19 protein-coding genes and 2 pseudogenes are annotated in these 19,271 nt (G+C 72.1%); 12 read left to right on the top strand and 9 right to left on the bottom strand.

All coding sequences use genetic code 11. The features are described from left to right. Positions 1-171: 171 nt before the first annotated feature. Both ACGFZQ_RS51540 and ACGFZQ_RS51535 read right to left on the bottom strand, forming a co-directional pair. Positions 172-1,146: an amidohydrolase family protein gene (locus tag ACGFZQ_RS51540; RefSeq protein WP_393846413.1), complete on the bottom strand. Its 975-nt coding sequence runs from the start codon at positions 1,144-1,146 to the stop codon at positions 172-174. A gap of 167 nt (positions 1,147-1,313) precedes the next feature. Beyond that, positions 1,314-1,577, bottom strand: a complete 264-nt coding sequence (locus tag ACGFZQ_RS51535; RefSeq protein WP_351712674.1) for a DUF2630 family protein — start codon at positions 1,575-1,577, stop codon at positions 1,314-1,316. Positions 1,578-1,783: 206 nt separating this feature from the next. Here ACGFZQ_RS51535 and ACGFZQ_RS51530 point away from each other — a divergent pair, with 206 nt between their 5' ends. Together ACGFZQ_RS51530 and ACGFZQ_RS51525 are read left to right on the top strand one after the other, a co-directional pair. Next, positions 1,784-3,556 carry an ABC transporter ATP-binding protein gene (locus tag ACGFZQ_RS51530; RefSeq protein ID WP_393846412.1) on the top strand — a complete coding sequence of 591 codons (1,773 nt, stop codon included), beginning with the start codon at positions 1,784-1,786 and terminating at the stop codon, positions 3,554-3,556. A 147-nt stretch (positions 3,557-3,703) separates the two neighbouring features. Then, positions 3,704-4,561, top strand: coding sequence for a DMT family transporter (locus tag ACGFZQ_RS51525; RefSeq protein WP_393846411.1), 858 nt, complete (start codon positions 3,704-3,706; stop codon positions 4,559-4,561). A 23-nt stretch (positions 4,562-4,584) separates the two neighbouring features. On the opposite strand, the gene ACGFZQ_RS51520 is transcribed toward ACGFZQ_RS51525, so the two are convergent. Continuing rightward, positions 4,585-5,166, bottom strand: coding sequence for a TetR/AcrR family transcriptional regulator (locus tag ACGFZQ_RS51520; protein ID WP_382541199.1), 582 nt, complete (start codon positions 5,164-5,166; stop codon positions 4,585-4,587). 115 nt (positions 5,167-5,281) lie between these two features. On the opposite strand from ACGFZQ_RS51520, the gene ACGFZQ_RS51515 reads away from it, so the two are divergent. After that, complete coding sequence (locus ACGFZQ_RS51515; RefSeq protein WP_393846410.1) at positions 5,282-6,478, top strand: MFS transporter; 1,197 nt, start codon at positions 5,282-5,284, stop codon at positions 6,476-6,478. 44 nt (positions 6,479-6,522) lie between these two features. Here ACGFZQ_RS51515 and ACGFZQ_RS51510 read toward each other — a convergent pair whose 3' ends face one another. Next, positions 6,523-7,269 (bottom strand): AraC family transcriptional regulator, encoded by a 747-nt coding sequence (locus tag ACGFZQ_RS51510; RefSeq protein WP_393846409.1) that lies wholly within the window; start codon positions 7,267-7,269, stop codon positions 6,523-6,525. 54 nt (positions 7,270-7,323) lie between these two features. Here ACGFZQ_RS51510 and ACGFZQ_RS51505 point away from each other — a divergent pair, with 54 nt between their 5' ends. Then, entirely contained in the window at positions 7,324-8,556 is a 1,233-nt protein-coding gene (locus ACGFZQ_RS51505) for an MFS transporter (protein WP_393846408.1), read from the top strand. An 83-nt stretch (positions 8,557-8,639) separates the two neighbouring features. On the opposite strand, the gene ACGFZQ_RS51500 is transcribed toward ACGFZQ_RS51505, so the two are convergent. Then, positions 8,640-9,413 carry a hypothetical protein gene (locus ACGFZQ_RS51500; protein WP_393846407.1) on the bottom strand — a complete coding sequence of 258 codons (774 nt, stop codon included), beginning with the start codon at positions 9,411-9,413 and terminating at the stop codon, positions 8,640-8,642. A 306-nt stretch (positions 9,414-9,719) separates the two neighbouring features. On the opposite strand from ACGFZQ_RS51500, the gene ACGFZQ_RS51495 reads away from it, so the two are divergent. The 3 genes and pseudogenes from ACGFZQ_RS51495 to ACGFZQ_RS51485 form a co-directional block, all read left to right on the top strand. Further along, the gene (locus tag ACGFZQ_RS51495; protein ID WP_393846416.1) at positions 9,720-10,013 is read left to right on the top strand and encodes a helix-turn-helix domain-containing protein; all 294 of its coding nucleotides are present in this window, start codon (positions 9,720-9,722) and stop codon (positions 10,011-10,013) included. A gap of 82 nt (positions 10,014-10,095) precedes the next feature. After that, positions 10,096-10,500 (top strand): annotated as a pseudogene (locus tag ACGFZQ_RS51490) (SDR family NAD(P)-dependent oxidoreductase); the annotation flags it as partial. A 45-nt stretch (positions 10,501-10,545) separates the two neighbouring features. Next, a pseudogene (locus ACGFZQ_RS51485) lies at positions 10,546-10,833 on the top strand (universal stress protein); the annotation flags it as partial. A gap of 146 nt (positions 10,834-10,979) precedes the next feature. Here the strand turns inward: ACGFZQ_RS51485 and ACGFZQ_RS51480 are convergent. Next, positions 10,980-12,248 (bottom strand): MFS transporter, encoded by a 1,269-nt coding sequence (locus tag ACGFZQ_RS51480; RefSeq protein ID WP_393846406.1) that lies wholly within the window; start codon positions 12,246-12,248, stop codon positions 10,980-10,982. Positions 12,249-12,433: 185 nt separating this feature from the next. Continuing rightward, positions 12,434-13,111: a VC0807 family protein gene (locus ACGFZQ_RS51475; protein ID WP_393846405.1), complete on the bottom strand. Its 678-nt coding sequence runs from the start codon at positions 13,109-13,111 to the stop codon at positions 12,434-12,436. A gap of 111 nt (positions 13,112-13,222) precedes the next feature. On the opposite strand from ACGFZQ_RS51475, the gene ACGFZQ_RS51470 reads away from it, so the two are divergent. After that, positions 13,223-13,822 carry a TetR/AcrR family transcriptional regulator gene (locus ACGFZQ_RS51470; RefSeq protein ID WP_393846415.1) on the top strand — a complete coding sequence of 200 codons (600 nt, stop codon included), beginning with the start codon at positions 13,223-13,225 and terminating at the stop codon, positions 13,820-13,822. Between the two features lie 75 nt (positions 13,823-13,897). On the opposite strand, the gene ACGFZQ_RS51465 is transcribed toward ACGFZQ_RS51470, so the two are convergent. Together ACGFZQ_RS51465 and ACGFZQ_RS51460 are read right to left on the bottom strand one after the other, a co-directional pair. After that, positions 13,898-14,332, bottom strand: a complete 435-nt coding sequence (locus tag ACGFZQ_RS51465; RefSeq protein WP_393846404.1) for a Fur family transcriptional regulator — start codon at positions 14,330-14,332, stop codon at positions 13,898-13,900. A gap of 98 nt (positions 14,333-14,430) precedes the next feature. After that, positions 14,431-14,637 (bottom strand): DUF2180 family protein, encoded by a 207-nt coding sequence (locus ACGFZQ_RS51460; protein WP_351712645.1) that lies wholly within the window; start codon positions 14,635-14,637, stop codon positions 14,431-14,433. Positions 14,638-14,913: 276 nt separating this feature from the next. Between ACGFZQ_RS51460 and ACGFZQ_RS51455 the strand changes: the two genes are divergently transcribed. The 4 genes from ACGFZQ_RS51455 (at position 14,914) to ACGFZQ_RS51440 (ending at position 19,163) form a co-directional block, all read left to right on the top strand. Continuing rightward, positions 14,914-15,633 (top strand): GntR family transcriptional regulator, encoded by a 720-nt coding sequence (locus ACGFZQ_RS51455; RefSeq protein WP_393846403.1) that lies wholly within the window; start codon positions 14,914-14,916, stop codon positions 15,631-15,633. Then, a complete protein-coding gene (locus ACGFZQ_RS51450) occupies positions 15,630-16,622 on the top strand; it encodes an ADP-ribosylglycohydrolase family protein (RefSeq protein WP_393846402.1) in 993 nt (330 codons plus the stop codon). The genes ACGFZQ_RS51455 and ACGFZQ_RS51450 overlap by 4 nt, the downstream gene beginning before the upstream one ends. A 97-nt stretch (positions 16,623-16,719) precedes the next feature. Next, on the top strand, positions 16,720-18,198 hold the full coding sequence (locus ACGFZQ_RS51445; protein ID WP_393846401.1) for a purine-cytosine permease family protein: 1,479 nt from the start codon (positions 16,720-16,722) through the stop codon (positions 18,196-18,198). Then, positions 18,195-19,163: a PfkB family carbohydrate kinase gene (locus tag ACGFZQ_RS51440; RefSeq protein WP_393846400.1), complete on the top strand. Its 969-nt coding sequence runs from the start codon at positions 18,195-18,197 to the stop codon at positions 19,161-19,163. The genes ACGFZQ_RS51445 and ACGFZQ_RS51440 overlap by 4 nt, the downstream gene beginning before the upstream one ends. The last annotated feature ends 108 nt before the right edge of the window (positions 19,164-19,271 follow it).

Raw genomic sequence — 19,271 nt, 5'->3', positions numbered from 1 at the left:
CGCCCTTCAGGACCTGCTCAGGTGCTGGGCCGGCACCTGCACCACCTGCGGCCGACCCCTACCGACCAGCAGAACCAGAACCTAACGAAGCACTATTAGGGACTGTCTGGCGGATCATGCCGCAGACGCGGGGCCTGGCACGTCCACCGGCCTGATGATGTGCCGGACCGGTCACAGCCGGAACAACCGGGCCGCGTTGTCGTGGCAGACCGCCCGCAGCCACTCGTTCCCGAGGTCCAGACGCTCCAGGGCGTGGAGCTGGTGCACATACGGATAAGGGATGTTGGGGAAGTCGGACCCGAGCAGTACGCGGTCGCCCAGGGCGGCGACGCGGGGCAGGGCGCCACGGGGGAACGGCATGAACTCCTCGGTGAAGTCGGTGAACGCCATCGTCGTGTCCAGCCGCACCTCCTCGAACCGCTCGGCGAGGCCGAGGAAGTCCTCGTACTCGGGCATCCCCATGTGCGCGACGATCAGCCGCAGCCTCGGATGCCGTGCCAGCACCCGCGCGATCGGCTCGGGGCCGGTGTACTTGCCGGGCGCGGGACCGGAACCGCAGTGGATCACCACGGGAACCCCGGCGTCGGCCAGCAGTCCCCACGCCTGCTGGAGGAGTTCGTCGGCCGGGTCGTACGCTCCCACCTGGACATGCGCCTTGAAGACCCGAGCGCCTGCTTCGACGGCCTCGCGGACGTACGTCTCCACGCCCGGTTCGGGGTACAGGGTCGCGGTGTGCAGACAGTCGGGGGTGCGCCGGGCGAAGTCGGCGGCCCACGCGTTCAGCCACGTCGCCATGCCGGGCTTGTGCGGGTAGAGCATCGCGGTGAAGGCACGGACACCGAACTCCCGGAGCAGGACGGTGCGTTCGGCCTCCTCCTTGCGATAGGTGATCGGCCATTCCAGTCCGCCGATCAGCGGCCCGGTCGTGTCGAAGTAGTTCCAGACCTTGTGGAGAACACGCTCGGGCATGAAGTGCGTGTGGACGTCGACCAGTCCGGGCAGCCCGAGCCGCTCCCGGAACCGGCGAACCTCGGCGGCGTCCGCACGCGCGGCTCCCTCGCCCATGCCCTCCGCCGCGCCTGCGGCATCGTCCGGCGCCGGTGGACGGACGGGGGCGTCGGCGGAGGCTGTGCGGTGATCGTTCATACCGCCACGATCGGTGCTCGTGAACGGTGCGTCCAGTCCCTCTCCGACGACGGTCGTGCCCGGCGTGGTCCGGTAGGGCGGCTCCCGTGGTGCGGGGGCCGCCCTACCGGCCCATCAGGCCGTGGCGCCTGCGGTCCCGTCCTCCGGGGCCGTGACCCGTGCGGTCCTCAGGACAGGTAGCCCTCCACCTCGGACGCCGGGCGGACATTCGCCCCGGTGGGGTCCTGGCCCGCCGCGATCCTGGCCCGGCGCTGCCGCAGCAGGTCCCAGCACTGGTCCAGCTCGGTCTCCAGGTGTGCCAGGAGGGCGTGCTCGGTCGTCCCGTCGATCTCCTCCTGCGCCAGGCGCTCACGCAGGTCCTTCTCCTGGCTGATCATTTCCGTGATGCGGCCGAGTATCCGCTTCTCGGCCTCGGCCTCTGGTCCTGTCATGGCTGCCTCTTTCCGGACGACGGAGTGGATCACAACTACCACGGGGCGCTCGCCGTTCCGTCCGCCCCTCTCCCCCACCTTCTCCCACTCGGCCCCCAGCCGCATCGGTCGGTCGACCACACCTCTGTGATCGTCGGGCGCGGGGTGTACGGTGACCGACGGAAAGCGGTTGCTGAAAGCCTGGCGCGCAAGGAGGACCACCGCCGATGGTGTCGACGTCGGAACGACCGCTCGACCACCGCTACCGGGGCGAACACCCCATCCGCACCCTCCGGTACCTGCTGCGCGCCGACCGCCGCAGCCTGACGGCAGCGGTCCTCGTCTTCACCGTCAAGCACAGCCCCGTCTGGCTCCTGCCGCTGATCACCGCCTCGGTCGTGGACACGGTCGTACAGCACCGGGAGATATCCCGGCTCTGGACGGCCGTGGGGATCATCATGGCGATCCTGCTGGTCAACTACCCGTTGCATGTGCTGTATGTGCGGCTGCTCTACGGCAGCGTGCGCCGGATGGGCACCACGCTGCGCTCGGCGCTGTGCACCCGCATGCAGCAGCTGTCCATCGGCTACCACTCCCGGGTCAGCGCCGGTGTCCTCCAGGCCAAGGTCGTGCGGGACGTCGAGACCGTCGAACAGATGGTCCAGCAGACCGCCGAACAGGGCCTGGGCGCGCTGACCGTGCTGACCGGCGGGCTGGTGATCATCGCCGTCCGCACACCGGAGTTCCTGCCCGTCTTCCTGGTCGTGGTGCCGGGCGCGACCTTGATCGTGGCCCGGCTGCGATCGCGGCTGCGGACCCACAACGAACACTTCCGGCACGAGGTGGAGACCCTGTCCTCCCGGGTGACCGAGATGACACGGCTCATCCCGGTCACCCGCGCCCACGGACTGGAGGGCAAGGCGCTGCGCCGCATGGACGGCACCCTGAGCCGGCTGCTCACCTCCGGGATGCGCCTGGACCTGGTCAACGGCCGCTTCGGCTCGCTGGCCTGGGTGGTCCTCAACGTGATCGGCGTCGCCGTCCTCGCCGCCGCCGCGCTGGTGTCGTACTACGGCGTGTGGGGCGTCTCCGCCGGTGACGTCGTCATGCTCAGCGCCTTCCTGACCACCCTCACCAACTCGACGACGACGCTGACGAGTCTGGCCCCGGTGGTCACCAAGGGGCTGGAGTCGGTGCGTTCGGTCGGTGAGGTGCTGCAGGCGCCCGAACTGGAGGACAACGAGGGCAGGGCGGAGGTCACCGCCGTCCGCGGTGCCGTCGTGTTCGAGGGAGTCGGCTTCGCCTACGAGGACGCCGGTCGCGCGGCCGTGGCGGACTTCACCCTCGACGTGGCGCCGGGCGAGACCGTCGCCCTGGTGGGCGCCTCGGGTGCCGGCAAGTCCACCGTGCTCAATCTCGTCATCGGGTTCATCCGGCCCACCGCCGGCCGGCTGCTCCTGGACGGCACCGATATGAGCGGCCTCGATCTGCGCACCTACCGGCGGTTCGTCTCGGTCGTCCCGCAGGAGTCGATCCTCTTCGACGGCACGATCCGGGAGAACGTCGCCTACGGCATGGAGGACGAGGCCGACGAGGCGGCGGTCCGCGCGGCGCTGCGCGACGCGAACGCCCTGGAGTTCGTGGACGAGCTGCCCCAGGGCCTGGACACCTTGGTCGGCGAGCGCGGTGCCCGGCTCTCCGGCGGTCAGCGCCAACGCCTCGCCATCGCACGGGCGTTGATCCGCGATCCGCGGGTCCTGGTGCTGGACGAGGCCACCTCGGCGCTGGACACCCGCTCCGAGGCGCTGGTGCAGCAGGCGCTCATCCGTCTGCTGCGCGGGCGTACCACCTTCGTGGTGGCCCACCGGCTGTCCACCGTGCGCGGCGCCGACCGCATCGTGGTGATGGACGACGGCCGCATCCACGAGATCGGCACCCACGAGGAACTGCTGCACCGGGGCGGTGCCTACACCGCGCTGCACGGTGGGCAGGTGGCCTGACCGGCGGGAGGCCCGCGGACGTGCGGCGGCCGGGCATCCTGGTCCTCGGCATTCGCCTACCGGTATGTGAGAGAACGAAGCGGTCCGGGACGGCCCTCGCCACGTCTTCGGAGAGAGCGCGGGGCCCGCTCACGGCATGCTGGAACCATGATGGTGCTCGCCGTGCTCTTCGCCGTCCTGGGTGCCGTCAGCAATGCGACGGGCACGGCCTTCCAGCGGAAGGCCGCGTCGACCCTGCCCACCGGGGGCGGGGTGCGCCTGCTGCTCGCCCTGGCACGGCGGCCCGCCTGGTCGATCGGGATCATCGGCGTCACGGGGGCCGCGGTGTTCCAGGCGCTGGCCCTGGTGAACGGCCCGATGGCGCTGGTCCAGCCGCTGTTCATGCTGGAGCTGCCGTTCGCCCTGCTGATCGCCATACCGCTGCTGCACCGGCGGCCGAACCCGCAGGGCTGGTGGGCGATCGCCGTGGTGGTGGCCGGCCTGGCCCTCCTGCTCGGCTCGGCGGCCCCGTCCGGCGGACGGGAGCAGGCGTCCATGCAGCGCTGGATCCCGGCCCTGGCCCTCACCGTGGGGGCGATCGCCGGCACCGTGCTGCTCGAACGGTCCTCGTCGTCACCCCTGTTCCGCGCGGCGACCCTGGCATCGGGTGCCGCGATCGGCAACGCGCTGACCGCCGCGCTGATGAAGTCGGCCACCGGCCGGCTCGCCGACGCGGGCCTGCCCGCCTTCCTCACCACCTGGCAGACCTACGGCTTCGCACTCGCCGGGATCACGGCGCTGATGCTCCTGGAGAACTCGCTGCAGGCCGGTCCGCTCGTGGCGTCCCAGCCCGCGCTGACGATCGGCGACGCGGCGGTGAGCCTGCTGCTGGGCGTCGCCCTGTTCGGCGAGTCGGTGCGCACCGGCTGGTGGCTGCTGCCCGAGGCGCTCGGCGCCGGACTGATCATGTGGGGCGTGGTCCGGCTGACCCGCGTGGTACCGAACCTCGCGGACGTCGTGCACTGAGACGTCGTGCGGTGGCGGCCGGTTCAGGGGCCGTCGGCGGTGAGTCTCGGGGCGGCGGTGACGATCGCGTGCACGGTCTCGGTGACGAGGCGCCGGTCCAGGGGGGCCTCGTCGAAGGCGCGGTGCATCGGCCAGCCCTCGATCAGCGCGTCGAGCGCGCGGGACACCCCGGGGGTGAAGTGCAGGGCGAGGCTGTCCCTGCTGCGTTCGAGCCAGGTGCGGGTGGTCGCGGACACCGCCTCGTTGTGGTTGGCGTAGGCGTACATCTCGAAGATGAGCGTCATGTCGCGTTCCGTGGCGTACGCCGGTCCGCAGATCAGCTCCACCACGGCCGCCTCGGCCTCGGCCGTGGAGGCGGCGGACTGCAGAGTCCGCCGGTAGAGCTGGGACATGGTGTCCGACAGGCGGGCGAAGGCCTGGGCGAGCAGGTCCGCCATGCCGTCGAAGTAGTACGTCAGCGAGCCGAGCGGGACCTGCGCCCGCGCCGCGATCCTCCGATGGGTGGTCGTGTGCACACCGCCCTCGGCGATCACCTCGAGGGCCGCATCCAGAATGCGCTCCTTGCGTCCGGGGTCGTTCGGGATCTCGCGTCGTGTGCCGGTCACGCCCTCAATCTGCCATGGGTTGACCGGGACAGAGTGTGTACGGATGTACAGGCCAGTGTGTACATTCGTACAGACTCTCCCACGGACCCATCGGGCACATCTGGAGCCACCAGCCATGACCGCCGACCTCGCCCGGCGCCGTACCGCCGTCTTCGTCCTCTTCTTCGTGCCCGGCCTGACCACCTCCTCCTGGGTCACCCGCACCCCGGACGTGCGGGACATGCTCGGTGCCTCCACCGCCCAGATGGGTCTGATCCTGTTCGGCCTCTCGGTCGGCTCGATGGCCGGGATCCTCTGTTCGGGCGGGCTGGTGGCCCGCTGGGGTGCCCGGCTCGTCGTCCTCGCCGGAACGTCGGCGATCGCCGCCGGTGCCGCGCTGATCGGCATCGGGGCCGCCGCCGGCACGGGCCTCGGCGTGGCCCTGGGCCTCGGACTGTTCGGCCTCGGCATGGGCGGCGGCGAGGTGGCCCTCAACGTCGAGGGCGCGGAGGTGGAGCGGCTGCTCGGCCGCTCCACGATGCCCGCCATGCACGGCTTCTTCAGTCTCGGCACCGTGGTCGGCGCCATCGCCGGTATGTGCCTGACGGCGATCGGTTTCCCCGTCCTCGTCCATCTCGTCACGGTCGCCGGCATGGTCCTGGCCGCACTCGCCCTGGTGATCCGGAGCGTCCCCTCGGAGGTGGGCCGGCGGACCGCCGCCGGGCGCCCCGAGCCGGGCGCGGCACGGGCCGCGGCGTGGAAGGATCCGACGCTGCTGCTCATCGGCTGTGTCATCCTCGCCCTCGCCATGGCCGAGGGCTCCGCGAACGACTGGCTGCCGCTGGTCATGGTGGACGGTCACGGTTTCGACGCGGCGCTGGGCTCGGCCGTGTACGCCGTGTTCGCCGCCGCGATGACCGTCGGACGCTTCGTCGGCGGGCGATTCGTCGACCGGTTCGGGCGGGCGGCGGCACTGTGCGGGAGCGCGCTCGTCGGGGCCGCGGGACTGGCTCTGGTGATCTTCGTCGACAACCAGGTCGTGGCGGCCGCCGCAGCCGTCCTCTGGGGCCTCGGCGCGTCACTCGGGTTCCCGGTCGCGCTCTCCGCGGCCGGCGACTCCGGCACCGACTCCGCCGCCCGGGTCGCACTGGCCGCGACCGTCGGCTACGTCGCCTTCCTGGTGGGCCCGCCCTCCCTCGGTTACCTCGGTGAGCACTTCGGCCTGCGGCACGCCCTCGTCCTGGTGCTCGCCCTGGTGGTGGCCGCCGCCTTCGCCACGCCCGCCGCCCGTTCGCCGCAGGGGGCACGAGATGCGGAACCGGCGCGCGGGTGAGCGTGGACACCGGCGAGGGCCGCCGATCCGCGGGCGGTCCGCCGTCACCCCGCCGTCGGATGGGAGCCCGGGGTGTGACCGAAGGCCCGCCGGAAGGCATCGATGAACGCGCTGGCCGACGACCAGCCGCAGGCGTGGGCCACCGCCGTCACCGGGGTCCGGTCGGCGAGCAGGATCAGCGCGTGGTGGAGGCGCAGTTGGGTGCGCCACTGCGGGAAGGTCATCCCCAGGTCGCTGCGGAACAGCCGGGACAGCGTACGGTCGCCGGCTCCGACGGCACGGCCGAGTTCCCTGAGCGTGCGGCCGTCGGCCGGGTCGGCCTGAAGGATCGCGCACACGTCGCGCAGCAGGGGTGCGGTGGGGGTGGGCAGGTGCAGTGGCTGTTGCGGTGAGGCCCGCAGCTGGTCGAGCAGGACGGCGCGCAGCCGGGCCCGTTCGGGGCTGTCGTCGTCCTCGCCGCGGGTGTAGGCGATGATCAGCTCGCGCAGCAGTGGACCCACGGCGAGCACGGTCGGGGCGTCGAGCGCGAGGGGGTTCTCGGTGGCGGGCAGTCCGATGAAGTGCAGTTCGAGTTCGCCGTAAGCCCGGTGCGCGTGGACGGTGCCGGCCGGCACCCAGATGGCGCGGTTGCCGGGGGCGACCCAGGAGCCCGAGCCGGTCGTCACGGCCAGCACGCCCCGGCCGGCGTAGGCGATCTGGTGGTCGTCATGCCGGTGCGCGTCGATGGCGTGGCCGGCGGCCAGCCATCGGGTGTGGGTCGGGGCGGTGGCCTCGTGGCGGATTTCCGTCATTGCTTGGCAGATTACCGGAAGTGCGACAGGCCGTCGGGCTCGGACCATGGCGGGGTGCGAAGGAATACATCGATCACTCTGCTGTCCGCCGGCCATGCCTGTGTCGACATCTACCAAGGTGCCGTGGCGGCACTGCTGCCGTTCTTCGTCTCCGAGCGCGGCTACTCCTACGCGGTCGCCTCCGGTGTCGTACTGGCGGCGTCCGTGCTCTCCTCGGTGGCCCAGCCGCTGTTCGGGGTGCTGACCGACCGCTGGCCGATGCCCTGGCTGCTGCCGGTCAGCACCCTGCTGGGCGGTGCCGGTGTCGCGCTGAGCGGGGTGAGCGGCTCCTATCCGCTGACCCTGGTGTTCATGGCCCTGTCCGGGATGGGGGTGGCCGCCTACCACCCCGAGTCCGCCCGGGTCGCCCGCATCGCCAGCCGGGGCAGCCACAACGCGATGGGGGTGTTCGCCACCGGCGGCAACATCGGCTTCGGACTGGCCCCGCTGATGGTGGGTGTCGTCGTCGGCGCGGGCGGGCTGCGCTGGACACCGGCACTGGTGATACCGGCGCTGGCCGGCACCGCGCTGTGCCTGCCGGTGCTGCGCGCGCTCCGCGCCGACCAGGCCCTCGGCACCGCCGCGTCGGTGCCGGCCGGGAGCGACGACGTCGCGTCCTTCGTACGGCTGTCCCTGGCCGTGGTGTTCCGGTCGATCGCGTTCGTGGGTCTGAGCACCTTCATCTCGCTCTACGCCGAGCAGCGCACGGGCGGTGGCACCGCCGCCGGCACCGCGGCCCTGACGGTGCTCTACCTCGGGGGCGCGGTCGGTTCCGTGCTGGGCGGATCCCTGGCCGGCCGCTGGGACCGGGTGACCGTCTCCCGCTGGTCCTACGTGCTGGCCGTGGTGGCCGTCGCGGGTGTGGTGTGGGTGCCGGGCCCGGCCCTCTACCTGTTCGTGGCGCTGACGTCGGTCGGCCTGTATGTGCCGTTCTCGCTCCAGGTGACGCTCGGGCAGGACTATCTGCCCTCCCGCATCGGCACGGCCAGCGGGGTCACCCTCGGCCTGACCGTGAGCATCGGCGGCCTCGCCGGACCCGCCCTCGGCAGCCTCGCCGACGCCACCTCCCTGCAGACCGCGCTGGCGCCGCTGGTCCTGATGCCGGTGCTGAGCCGGCTCCTGTTCGGCACCCTGCGCGAGCCCGGCGGGACCCGGCGGCACGACACGACGCCCGGGACCGCCACTGGGCACGCCGACGGCGCCACCGCCGTTCCGACCGCACCGGGACACCGCTCACCCAAGCCGTGAGCCGTCGATCAGGGCCATCACGGAAGCGCGGCCAGGGGCCTTCAGTTGGTGAGCCCGAGCGTTGCAGGTGGCTCTGACCCGGCTCACCGCGACCGGCGTCTGCTGTCGCCGGCCGGGTATCCGTTGGCGTACCACCAGCTGTCGATGTCCCCCAGGCCGGACAGGTTCGGCTCCGGCAGGCCCGGGTCGACCATCGCGTTCGCACCATCGGGTACCAGCACCACCTCAATGGTCCCCGCGTCCGACCCACGGTCGAACTCTTTCAGGGCCTGCAGCGCTTCCGCCTGGCTGTCGCAGATCGGGAGGTGAACCGCGAACACGCGGGGGCTGCCCCCGTTGTGTGCCCCCGCGCGGATCAACAGGCACATCGCCTCCTCGAAGCACTCCAGGCCACCCATCGTGATCCGGTAGCAGGGGCCGTCCTCCCCCGTGTGATCGCCGTTGCACGCGGGTTCGGGGACTTGTGGGCGGCAGGTGTCGCACTGAGCACCCTCGATCGCCACACGTAGTCGGTCACACGACGCGCAGAGCCAAGAGCCGCACCCCTTGCAGCGCTTCGCGTCATAGCCCGCGGAGTACGTTCTCAATTCTTCGGGCAACTGCTCGTCGCACGGGCACGCGACCAGCCGCGCGCGCCGTTCGGCCTCGGCTTCGGCAGCGCGGCGTTGCCGTTCCGGTTCTCCTTCCGCCCAGATCCTCGCCCGTTCCGCACGCACGAGGCCCCGTGCCCGGGTGCAGTTCTCGCGCTCCTCTTCACTGAGGTGGGTCCAGCAGGCAGCAACGGGCGCCGGCTCTCCCGGGACCGCGGGCCAGTGCGTCGGCAGGCTGGAACAGCGGCGCGCCTTGGTCTTCACCATGCGGATGCACCTCGCCTCGGTCACCTGCTCGGGGAGCATGACGGGGGGAGGGAATTGCCGGGGCCCCTCGGGCGTCCGCGGGGTGGAGCACCTGGCACAGCGGACATCGGCGCCTGCCACGGGCCTGTCGCCGCAGCCCGCGCACAGCCATGCGTCGCAGGCTGAGCAGCGGAACTGCGAGCCGTAGGTCAGTGAGTACCGGCCGACCGAGTGCGGCACCGGCCCGTCCACCCCGCGCGTCATGCACAAGGGGCAGGAGTTCGACTGGGCCGACGGTGGAGGCTCGGTGTGCGGCATCCGACGATCATGCCCACCCGGAAAGTGCCGAGCCGACGCTTTACGCCTGACTCACCTGATCGAGATCGTCCGCCGACGCGAAGCCGTCGGGTCCCAGCCAACGGCGTCACGGCCCACCCTCCCGCCAACCGTGGCCCTCAGGCACGCCGACCCAAGCGTGAGCTGGTGCGGACCGACCGGCCGATCGCGGAGATCGCGGCGAAGGCAGGCTTCGCCGACCAGAGCCGTATAACAGGGATGATGCGGCGCCACAAAGGGATTACCCCCCGCATGCTGCGAGCCGGCGACCATGGACGGCGCTGACCGGTCACTCGCCGTGCCTGACGTGGTGAGCGGTTTGTTCCACCGGTGATCGGATCGTTCGAGATGCGCGGTCCCTGCTGCGGTGACCTCATGGGTTACGGCATGGCCTCCACGATCCGTCGGAGCCGTGCCGTCCCCGTTCGAAACATCGCAGGAGGCCTGTCATGGTCAGTACCCCGGACAAGACACTCAATGGCAAGGTCGCCTTCGTCGGCGGCGCGTCCCGCAACCTCGGCGGTCTGATCAGCACCACTCCCGGGCCAAGGCCGAGGACGTCGTCGAGCAGATCAGCAGAGGACCGGGCGAGGCGTTCGCGATCCGGGCCGACCTGACGAAGGTCGACGAGGTGGAGCGGGTCTTCGACGAGGTCGTGAACCGGTTCGGGAGGCTCGACTACAGCGTCAACACCGCCGGCATGGTGCTGAAGAAGCCGCTCACCGAGATCACGGAAGAGGAGTACGACCGGATGTTCGCGGTCAACTCCAAGGCCGCGTTCTTCGTCATGCGCGAGGCCGCCCGCAGGATCGAGAACGACCGGCTCGCCGCCCAGGGATTCGCCGCCACCGGCCAGGTCCTGGACAGCGTCGGTGATCACGCCGCCGCGGGGCGGGTGCTGGCCCGGCACGCCGCCGAGGTCCACGCACGAGCCGTCGCAGTCGGGCGTTCGCCACGCGGTCCGCTCGCCCAGTTCGCCGACGGCAGTCTCACCACCGCGCTCACGCACGCCGCGACCTGCACGGTCGTCCTTGTCGACCCGGCCGACGCGCCCCTGCGGCTGACGGCGTCCACCCTCGCGGAACTACGCGACACCCCGGCCTGATCCGGCGATCCGGCCGGCACGCCCCCTGGGTATCTGGCCTCCCGGCGTGGCCCGGCCCCCGTGAGTGCCTGACGGCACGGGCAGGCGCATCCGGCTCCGGTCCGGTCGGCACCGCCCCTGGGTGCCTGGCATCGCGGGCCGGTGAGTCAGGTGGCGGGGCGGTGGTCCTCGACGGCACGCTCCGGGCCGACCTCGGCGTTGGCGGTGGCCGCGGCCACGGAGGCGTGGCCCGCCTCGCCGCCGCCCTGGGATGTGATCACCTTCGAGGGGCGGTTGCCGCGGTCCAGGATGCCGCCGGTGACGGCCAGCGCCAGGCCGGCCATCGCGAGGGCCGCGCCGACCAGGTTGGGGGCGGCCCAGCCCCAGCCGGCCGAGATGACCACGCCGCCGAGCCAGGCACCGGCCGCGTTGGCCAGGTTGAAGGCGGAGTGGTTCGAGGCGGCCGCCATCGTCGGGGCGTCCTTCGCGTTCATCATCAGCAGCATCTGGACGGGCGTGGTGATGAGCGCGCCCATCGCGCCGATGAAGGTGACCGTCACCAGCGCCGGCACCGTGCTGTGGACGGTGAAGTAGAACGTCACCAGCGCGGCCGCCAGCAGGGTGATCCCGGCGTACAGCGTCGGGCGCAGGGCCCGGTCGGTGAGGGGACCCGCGGCCAGGGTGCCGAGGGTCATGCCGACGCCGTACAGGGCGAGGACCGCGGTGGTCGAGGAGTCGGAGATGCCGGTCAGGTGCGTCAGCATGGGGACGAGGTAGCTGTAGACGGCGAAGAAGCCGCCGAACCCGACGACGGCGGTGCCCAGGCCGATGAAGACCTGCCGGTTGCCCATCGCCCGCAGTTCCCGCCGGATGCCCGCCTGCGGGCCGCGCGGCTGGTGGGGCACGAGGAGGGCCAGCGCGGCGAGCGCGACGAGGCCGATGACGGCGACCGCGCAGTAGGCGTACCGCCAGCCCAGATGCTGGCCGAGGGCGGTGCCGGCGGGGACGCCTACGATGTTCGCGACGGTGAGCCCGAGGAACACGCTGGAGACGGCGCGTGCGGCGCGCTCCGGAGCCACCAGCCGGGAGGCGACGACGGCGCCCACGCCGAACAGCGCGCCGTGCGGCAGTCCGGCCAGGAAGCGGGCGGCGAAGAGCGTTCCGAAGTCCGGGGCGAGCGCGGACGCCGTGTTGCCCACCACGAACAGCCCGGTCAGCAGGAGCAGCAACCGCTTGTGGGACACCCGTGCGCCGATACCCGTCAGCACGGGGGCGCCGACGACCACGCCGAGGGCGTAGGCCGACACGAGGTTGCCGGCGTGCGGCACCGACACACCGAGTCCGTCCGCGATCTGGGGCAGCAGCCCCATGGTGGCGAACTCGGTGGTGCCGATTCCGAACGTGACGACGGCAAGGGCCAGTAGAGCCAGAGGCATGGTGGGTGAGCGAACCTTTCGGGGACGGTGGTCCGGGGACGGGGAGCGGAACGGGACCGGGAGGTGTCTTCGGCCTCCGGGGCCCGTCGCGCCGAGCGCCCTTGCCCAGCACACCCCAAGAACGTTGCAGCGAGATGGACCGGGTGTGCATTCCGCGATCGGCTCGAACAGCGGGGTGACCTGCGTCACCGCGGCGCCGGCCGGGGTCCTTGGTGCGCCCCTCCCGTGGAGGGCGCGACCGTGCCCGGTCGGGGTGGGGATCCTGGCGCCGTGCCGGACAGGATCCGGCGGCGCCACAGCACGGTCCAGGCGGCGAGGGGTACGAGCACCGCGTACTCCAGCGGCGGCGTGACCGCGGCGGCCGTGGCCACGGGCAGCGTGCACACCAGCAGGGCGCGCGCCAGCGACTCGGCGGTGATCCCCGCGCCCAGGACGAGGGTCTGCGTCCGGTGTACGCGGCGCAGCCGGACGTCACCGGGCGGGTGCCCGTGCAGCCTGTCGGCCAGATAGCCGGTGGCCGGTGTGCCGCGCAGCCCACTGACCAGGAAGACCAGGCCGGCCAGGCCGCTCGCCAGCGGGTCCCGCAGGAGCAGCAGGCGGGGCTCGGCGGTCAGGGCGGCGAGGACGGCCGAGAGGCCGTACATCAGCAGCATGGCCAGGGCCAGGGCGTCGGCCCGGCGGTCGTACAGCGTGGTGGCGCCGAGCCAGACGGCCGCGGCCGCCGACGCGGTGAGCAGGGCGGGCGGTGTGTCCAGTCCGGCGAGGACACAGCCGTAGTAGACGAAGGACGCGACGCCGAGGTCAAGGGCGAGCCGGGTCAGACGCGCCAGGCGTCCGGTGCGGTGGGTGCGGGACGGTTCCATGGCTTCTCCGGATGCGGTTCTGATCCTGGTCCTGATTCGGCCACCTTTTTAGCCTGGTCGTGCTAAATAAAAATCGTAGCATGGCCGTGCTATAAAAGACGGGTGCCGAAGATGGTGGACCCCGAGCAGCGTCGTCGCGAAGTGGTGGAGGCCGTCTTCCGGGTCGTGGCCCGCGGTGGCATCCAGGCGGCCACCCTCCAGCACGTGGCCGCGGAGGCCGGGCTCGCCGTCGGCTCCGTACGGCACTACTTCGACAGCCACGCCGAACTGCTCTCGGCCGCGGCCCGCGAGATGGTGCACCGCGTGGAGGCACGGGTGCTGGCGCGACTGGAAGAGCAGAGCCACGGCGGGGATCCCCACCGCTTCGTGGAGACGATCGCGAGCGAGTTCCTGCCGCTCGACCCGGCGCGCTCCGACGAGACGGCGGTCTGGCTGGAGTTCTCGGTGGCCGCGCGTACGCACCCCACCCTGGCCGCGATCGCCGCCGAACTCCACGACGGGCTGCGGGACATCAGCGGCCGGCTGCTGCGCCGCCTGGACGTGGACGACCGGGTGGCGACGGAACACCTGGCCGCCGTCCTCGACGGCCTCGCCCTCAACGCGGCACTCCACCCCGACCGCCTGGACCCGGACACGGTCCGCGCGGTCCTGCGGCACCATGTGGCGCAGCTGCCCGGCGCCGGGCGGGACGGCGGCGCGGACGCGCCCTGAACAGGGGCCACCCGTAAGCCTGTCGATGTCAGTCGCGGTCCGGGCGGACGGCGCGTCCGGCCATCGGCGGCCGGTTCAGACGCCGATGGCCTTTTGGCACTCCGCGCACAGTCCCCACCAGGTGATCTCGGCCTCGTCGACGGCGAAGCCCAGGTCCTTCTCGGGCGTGAGACAGGGTGCCGCGCCGACACTGCAGTCGACGTCCTCGATCCGGCCGCAGCGGCGGCAGACGAGGTGATGGTGGTTGTCACCGACCCGCAGCTCATACCGCGCAGGTGAGCCGGCGGGCTCGATACAGCGGACGAGCTCCGCCTTCGTCAGGTCTTCCAGGACGTTGTACAGGCCCTGCCGGGAGAGTCCGCCGGCCGCGGCCGGATCCGTGCCGATGCGCGCCTCGAGGTCCGCCGCGGTGGAGTGCGGATGGCCCTGCAGCGCGGTCAGCACCGCCCGGCGCTGGGCCGTACTGCGCAGCCCCTTGCGCTTGAGCAGGTCGCCCACCAGCTGCTCCATGGTCACTCCCCTCCGCGGATCCGGGCAGCGCGGCCGCGCTGCCGGCGCGGCCCACGATACAACCCAGAGTTGACTCGGTCAGATCTGGGCAGACGCCCCTAGGAGGCTTCCGCCGTGCGGCAGGAGCCGCAGACGAGACGCCGGGCGGGGCGGACGCTCGTCATGGGGATCACGCCGATCGGCCGCTGGACGGTCGTCCGCAGGATCCGCGCGTGGTCGGCGCAGGTGAAGAGTCCGCAGCGGGTGCAGGCGCCGATCCCGGTGGTCTCGTTCCGCCCGTCCTGGGCGCAGTCGTAACAGTGCATGGTGCTTCCCGAAGAGAACTGGCCCACTCGTCTCGCGCAGTGGGGTACGTGGTTGCGTGGTTGCGTGGTTTCCACATCCCGCCGACGCCGTACTGCGCACCCTCGGGCAGGCAGAAGGCGGTTCCGGCAGGGATGGCCATGTGCCGCGACGAGCGTTCGCTCCCTGGGCACGCGTCGAACATAACCGGCTAGTTTTGACAGAGTCAAGTCTAGGGTCGGGAGAGAAATCGCCCGACGGGTCTGGACCGCCGACACTTGTTCACCTACTGTCTAGACATGCCTGGACAGGTTCACAAGCACCATCGCATCGCCCGCGTCCTCGCCGACGAGATCCGCGCCGGGGTCCATGCCGACGGCAGCCGGCTCCCCGGAGAGCACGCACTCACCGAACGGTTCGGCGTCAGCCGGACCACCCTTCGGCAGGCTCTTCAGGTTCTCGGCGAGGAGGGCCTCATCGCCACCCACGCGGGAATCGGCTCGTTCGTCACCTTCGACGGGACACCGATCGACAACCGCCTCGGCTGGACCCGGTCGTTGGCCGAGCAGGGCACGGAACTCGCGACGGAGATCCTCCGCTTCGAGGAGGTGACCGATCCGGACCTGGCCGCCCGGCTGGGGCTCACGTCGCACGCGTTCATCGCCCTGGACCGGGTCAGACGGCTGCCCGCCGGGCCGGGCGTGTCGCTGGAGCGCAGCCGGGTGCCGGCCACCGGGAGCCTGGCCGGGCTGCCCGAGCGCGGTCTCGACGGCGGTTCGCTCAGCCGCGCGCTGATCGCGGCGGGCCGGGTCACCGACTCCGGTGAGGGAGTCGTCTCGGTGCGCGGACTGGCGGCGGACGAGGCGGTCGTCCTGCACCGCGCCCCCGGCGAGTCCTTCCTCCGCCTGGACCAGGTGTACCGGGCCGCCGACGGCTCGGTGGTCGAGCAGGTCAGCAGTCTGCTCGATCCCGCCCACTTCGAACTGCACGTCCGCTCGGGCCATGGAGGCCGCTCGTGACCGACCGACTCGACCGCGCCCTGGGCGCCTTCTACGGACTCGCCCTCGGTGACGCCCTCGGCATGCCCACCCAGGTGATGTCCCGGGAGGACGTCGTCCGGGTCTACGGCACCATCAGCGGCTTCGAGGCCGCCCGGCCCGACAATCCGGTCAGCGCGGGCATGCCCGCCGGCTCCGTCACCGACGACACCGAGCAGGCCGTCATCGTCGCCCGGCTCATCGACGAGGGCCACGGGCGGATCGATCCGCTGCGCCTGGCCCATGAACTGCTCGACTGGGAGAAGGAGATGAAGGCCAAGGGGTCCTTCGATCTCCTCGGTCCGTCCACCAAGGCCGCGCTGGACGCGGTGGCCCGCGGAGTCTCCCCCGAGGAGGCGGGCCGCAACGGCACGACGAACGGCGCCGCGATGCGCGTCGCCCCGGTGGGGATCGCCTTCGCCGCCGACCCGCTCGACCCGTTCGTCGACCGGGTCGTGGAGTCCTGCCAGGTCACCCATGACACGACGATCGGCATCGCGGGCGCGGCCGCGGTGGCCGCCGCGGTCAGCACGGGAGTGGGCGGCGGCTCGCTCGGCGAGGCCGTCACCGCCGCCGTGACCGCCGCCCGCGCCGGTGCGCGGCGCGGGCACTGGATCGCCGGGGCGGACATCGCCGCCCGGATCGAGTGGGCGTGGGAACTGGTACGGGACCTCCCGGAGGCCGAGGCCCTGGACCGGGTGGTCGCGCTCGTCGGCACCAGCGTGGCGAGCCAGGAGTCCGTGCCCGCCGCCTTCGCGGTGCTCGCCCTGGCCGACGGCGATCCCTGGCGGACCGCGCTGCTCGCCGCCAACCTCGGCGGCGACAGCGACACCATCGGCGCGATCGCCGGGGCGGTGGCCGGTTCGGTCGCCGGACTCTCCGCGCTGCCCGCCGAGGCCGTACGAACCCTTCGCACCGTCAACTCCCTCGAACTGGAGCCTCTGACGGCCCGTCTGCTCACCTTCCGCTGACTCATCCGCCGTCACCAGGAGCGCGCGTCACGTGGCGCCGCCCTGGCTCACGACACCGCCCGCCCTTCCGCACCGCACCCTGCAAGGAGGTTCCGTCATGGCCGTTTCGAAGACGAACGATCGCGTCGGTGCCATCGAGACCCGCGGGATCGAACCGGTCCCCGACAGCGAACGGCACGGCCACGCCGGCCAGATGTTCTGGACCTGGTTCGCCGCCAACATCAGCATCCTCGGACTGCCGCTCGGGGCCACCCTGGTGGCGTTCCGCGGCCTGGACATCTGGCAGTCGGTGCTCGTCGCCGTCCTCGGATCCTTCGGCTCCTTCGCCCTGGTGGGCGCCCTGAGCCTGGCGGGCAAGAAGGGCGGCGCCCCTGCCCTCACCCTGTCCCGCGCGGTCTTCGGGCAGCGGGGCAACGCGGGGCCCACCCTCATCACCTGGCTGAGCCGGGTCGGCTGGGAGACCATCTCCACGACCACCGCGGCCTACGCCCTGCTGGCCCTGCTCGACACGGCGTTCGGCATCCGGCGGAACACCGTGCTCACCCTTGTCTGCCTGCTGGTCTTCATCGCCTGCACGCTGCTGATCAGCGGCCTCGGCCATGCCACCATCATGTGGATCAACAAGTGGGCCACGGTCGTCTTCGGCGTCCTCAACCTCGTCGTGATGGGCTTCCTGATCTCGACCGTCGACTGGAGCAAGGTTCTCGACGCCCCGGCGGGGCCGGCCAGCGCGGTGGTCGCCGGCGTGGGATTCATCGCCTCCGGCACGGGCATCGGCTGGGCCAACGCCGGTGCGGACTACGCCCGTTACCTGCCCCGCGCGATCCCGGGCCGACGGCTCGTGGTGGCCTCGGCCTTCGGCGCGGGCATCCCGCTCGTGGTGCTGATCTCGCTCGGCTCGCTGCTCTCCGCGGGCGACCGGACGCTGGCCACCGCCTCCGACCCGGTGGCGGCGATCAACGCGATGCTGCCGACCTGGATGGCGATCCCCTACCTCGTCGCGGCCTTCGGCGGACTGCTGATGTCGAACCACCTCTCCACGTACTCCGCGGGGCTCACGATGATCACCCTCGGCCTGCGGGTGCCGCGCGCCTACGCCGTCGCCATCGACGTGGTGGTCATGTTCGCCGGCGGTATCTACTTCATGCTGATCGCCGACGACTTCTACGGCCCGTTCTCGACCTTCCTGACGCTGCTGGCCGTGCCCATCTCGGCCTGGATCGGGGTGGTCGCGGTGGACTCGCTGCGCGGCCGTACCTACGACGAGCAGGCCCTGATGGACACCAGCCGCTCCAGCGCGTACTGGTACACGGGCGGCCTGCGACTGCCCGCCGTGCTCGGCTGGGCCCTCGCCATCGTGGCCGGCCTGCTCTTCACCAAGGCGTCCACCAGTGCGGCCGACGTCTGGTTCGCGGGCCCGCTCTCCGACACCTGGTTCGGCGTCAACGGCCTCGGCTGGGCCGTCTCGATGGCCGTCGCCGCCGGGGTGTACGCGCTCTTCGGCCGACGGGACACCCGGAGCCCCGACGGCGGCGGCGAACCCGCCGCCGCGCGCCTCCAGGGAGCCGGACGATGACCGGCCGGGTGGTCCTCGCCGGGAACGTGATCGCCGATCTGGTGATCGAGGTGCCCGCGCTGCCGGAACGCGGCGGCGACGTCATCGGCACCCGGACCGAGACGACCGCCGGCGGCGGCTTCAACATGCTGGTCGCGGCCCGCCGCCTGGGTACGGAGGCCGTCTACGCCGGTCTGCACGGCACCGGACCGCACGGCGACCTCGTCCGCGCGGCGCTGGCCGCCGAGGGCATCGGGACGCTGCTGCCCGCCCGCACCGACCATGACACCGGCTTCACGGTGGCCCTGGTCGACTCCGGCGGCGAGCGCACCTTCGTGACCAGCTTCGGGGCCGAAGCAACCCTGGGCCCGGCCGACGCGGCCGCCGTCGCGGCACACCTGCGCCCCGGTGACCTTCTCCAGCTCTCCGGTTACGGGCTGGCCCTGCCGGGCAACGGCCCGCTGTTGTCCGGGCTCACCGCCGCGCTGCCCGCCGGGATCACCCTCTGCGTCGATCCGGGGCCTCTGGTCGCCGACATCCCCGAGAGCGTCCTCGGCCCTGTCCTCGCACGGACCGACTGGCTGAGCGCCAACGCCCGCGAGGCACGTCTCATGACCGGGCACGAGGACCCGCGCTCCGCGGCGGCGGCTCTTCGGCAACGGCTGGCGCCCGGGGCCGGTGTGCTCGTACGGGCCGACAAGGACGGCTGCTGGCTGGCCGCCCCCGGTCAGCCGCCCGCGCACGTACCGGGGTTCCCGGTCACGGCGGTGGACAGCAACGGCGCGGGCGACGCCCACGTCGGTGCGTTCCTCGCCCTGCTCGGCCAGGGGCTCGACCCGCTGACGGCGGCGCGCGGCGCCAACGCGGCGGCGGCCTACGCGGTGACCCGGCGCGGCCCGGCCACGGCGCCCGGCCCGTCGGAGCTGGCCGCGTTCCTGGCCGGCGACCCCCTCGCCGAGGCGATCTCCGGCTCCGGGGACCGCTGAGACACGGCGGCACATCCCGACGGTACCGGTCGGCCACGGCGTGGCTGACATATCGTCATATCCCGTAGCGGGGAAAGGAATTCAATCAGGACCACTGGCGCAGCACAC

This window comes from Streptomyces sp. NPDC048254 (assembly GCF_043201895.1).
Classification (GTDB): domain Bacteria; phylum Actinomycetota; class Actinomycetes; order Streptomycetales; family Streptomycetaceae; genus Streptomyces.
Note: the sequence above shows the minus strand (reverse complement) of the source record. Positions and strands in the feature narration are given on the sequence as shown.

What these genes read in the sequence shown, in the direction of transcription:
- ACGFZQ_RS51540 (WP_393846413.1), bottom strand. Translation starts at nt 1,146, where the DNA reads ATGAACGATCACCGCACAGCCTCCGCCGACGCCCCCGTCCGTCCACCG.
- ACGFZQ_RS51535 (WP_351712674.1), bottom strand. Translation starts at nt 1,577, where the DNA reads ATGACAGGACCAGAGGCCGAGGCCGAGAAGCGGATACTCGGCCGCATC.
- ACGFZQ_RS51530 (WP_393846412.1), top strand. Translation starts at nt 1,784, where the DNA reads ATGGTGTCGACGTCGGAACGACCGCTCGACCACCGCTACCGGGGCGAA.
- ACGFZQ_RS51525 (WP_393846411.1), top strand. Translation starts at nt 3,704, where the DNA reads ATGATGGTGCTCGCCGTGCTCTTCGCCGTCCTGGGTGCCGTCAGCAAT.
- ACGFZQ_RS51515 (WP_393846410.1), top strand. Translation starts at nt 5,282, where the DNA reads ATGACCGCCGACCTCGCCCGGCGCCGTACCGCCGTCTTCGTCCTCTTC.
- ACGFZQ_RS51510 (WP_393846409.1), bottom strand. Translation starts at nt 7,269, where the DNA reads ATGACGGAAATCCGCCACGAGGCCACCGCCCCGACCCACACCCGATGG.
- ACGFZQ_RS51500 (WP_393846407.1), bottom strand. Translation starts at nt 9,413, where the DNA reads ATGGTGAAGACCAAGGCGCGCCGCTGTTCCAGCCTGCCGACGCACTGG.
- ACGFZQ_RS51495 (WP_393846416.1), top strand. Translation starts at nt 9,720, where the DNA reads ATGCCCACCCGGAAAGTGCCGAGCCGACGCTTTACGCCTGACTCACCT.
- ACGFZQ_RS51480 (WP_393846406.1), bottom strand. Translation starts at nt 12,248, where the DNA reads ATGCCTCTGGCTCTACTGGCCCTTGCCGTCGTCACGTTCGGAATCGGC.
- ACGFZQ_RS51475 (WP_393846405.1), bottom strand. Translation starts at nt 13,111, where the DNA reads ATGGAACCGTCCCGCACCCACCGCACCGGACGCCTGGCGCGTCTGACC.
- ACGFZQ_RS51470 (WP_393846415.1), top strand. Translation starts at nt 13,223, where the DNA reads ATGGTGGACCCCGAGCAGCGTCGTCGCGAAGTGGTGGAGGCCGTCTTC.
- ACGFZQ_RS51465 (WP_393846404.1), bottom strand. Translation starts at nt 14,332, where the DNA reads ATGGAGCAGCTGGTGGGCGACCTGCTCAAGCGCAAGGGGCTGCGCAGT.
- ACGFZQ_RS51460 (WP_351712645.1), bottom strand. Translation starts at nt 14,637, where the DNA reads ATGCACTGTTACGACTGCGCCCAGGACGGGCGGAACGAGACCACCGGG.
- ACGFZQ_RS51455 (WP_393846403.1), top strand. Translation starts at nt 14,914, where the DNA reads ATGCCTGGACAGGTTCACAAGCACCATCGCATCGCCCGCGTCCTCGCC.
- ACGFZQ_RS51445 (WP_393846401.1), top strand. Translation starts at nt 16,720, where the DNA reads ATGGCCGTTTCGAAGACGAACGATCGCGTCGGTGCCATCGAGACCCGC.
- ACGFZQ_RS51440 (WP_393846400.1), top strand. Translation starts at nt 18,195, where the DNA reads ATGACCGGCCGGGTGGTCCTCGCCGGGAACGTGATCGCCGATCTGGTG.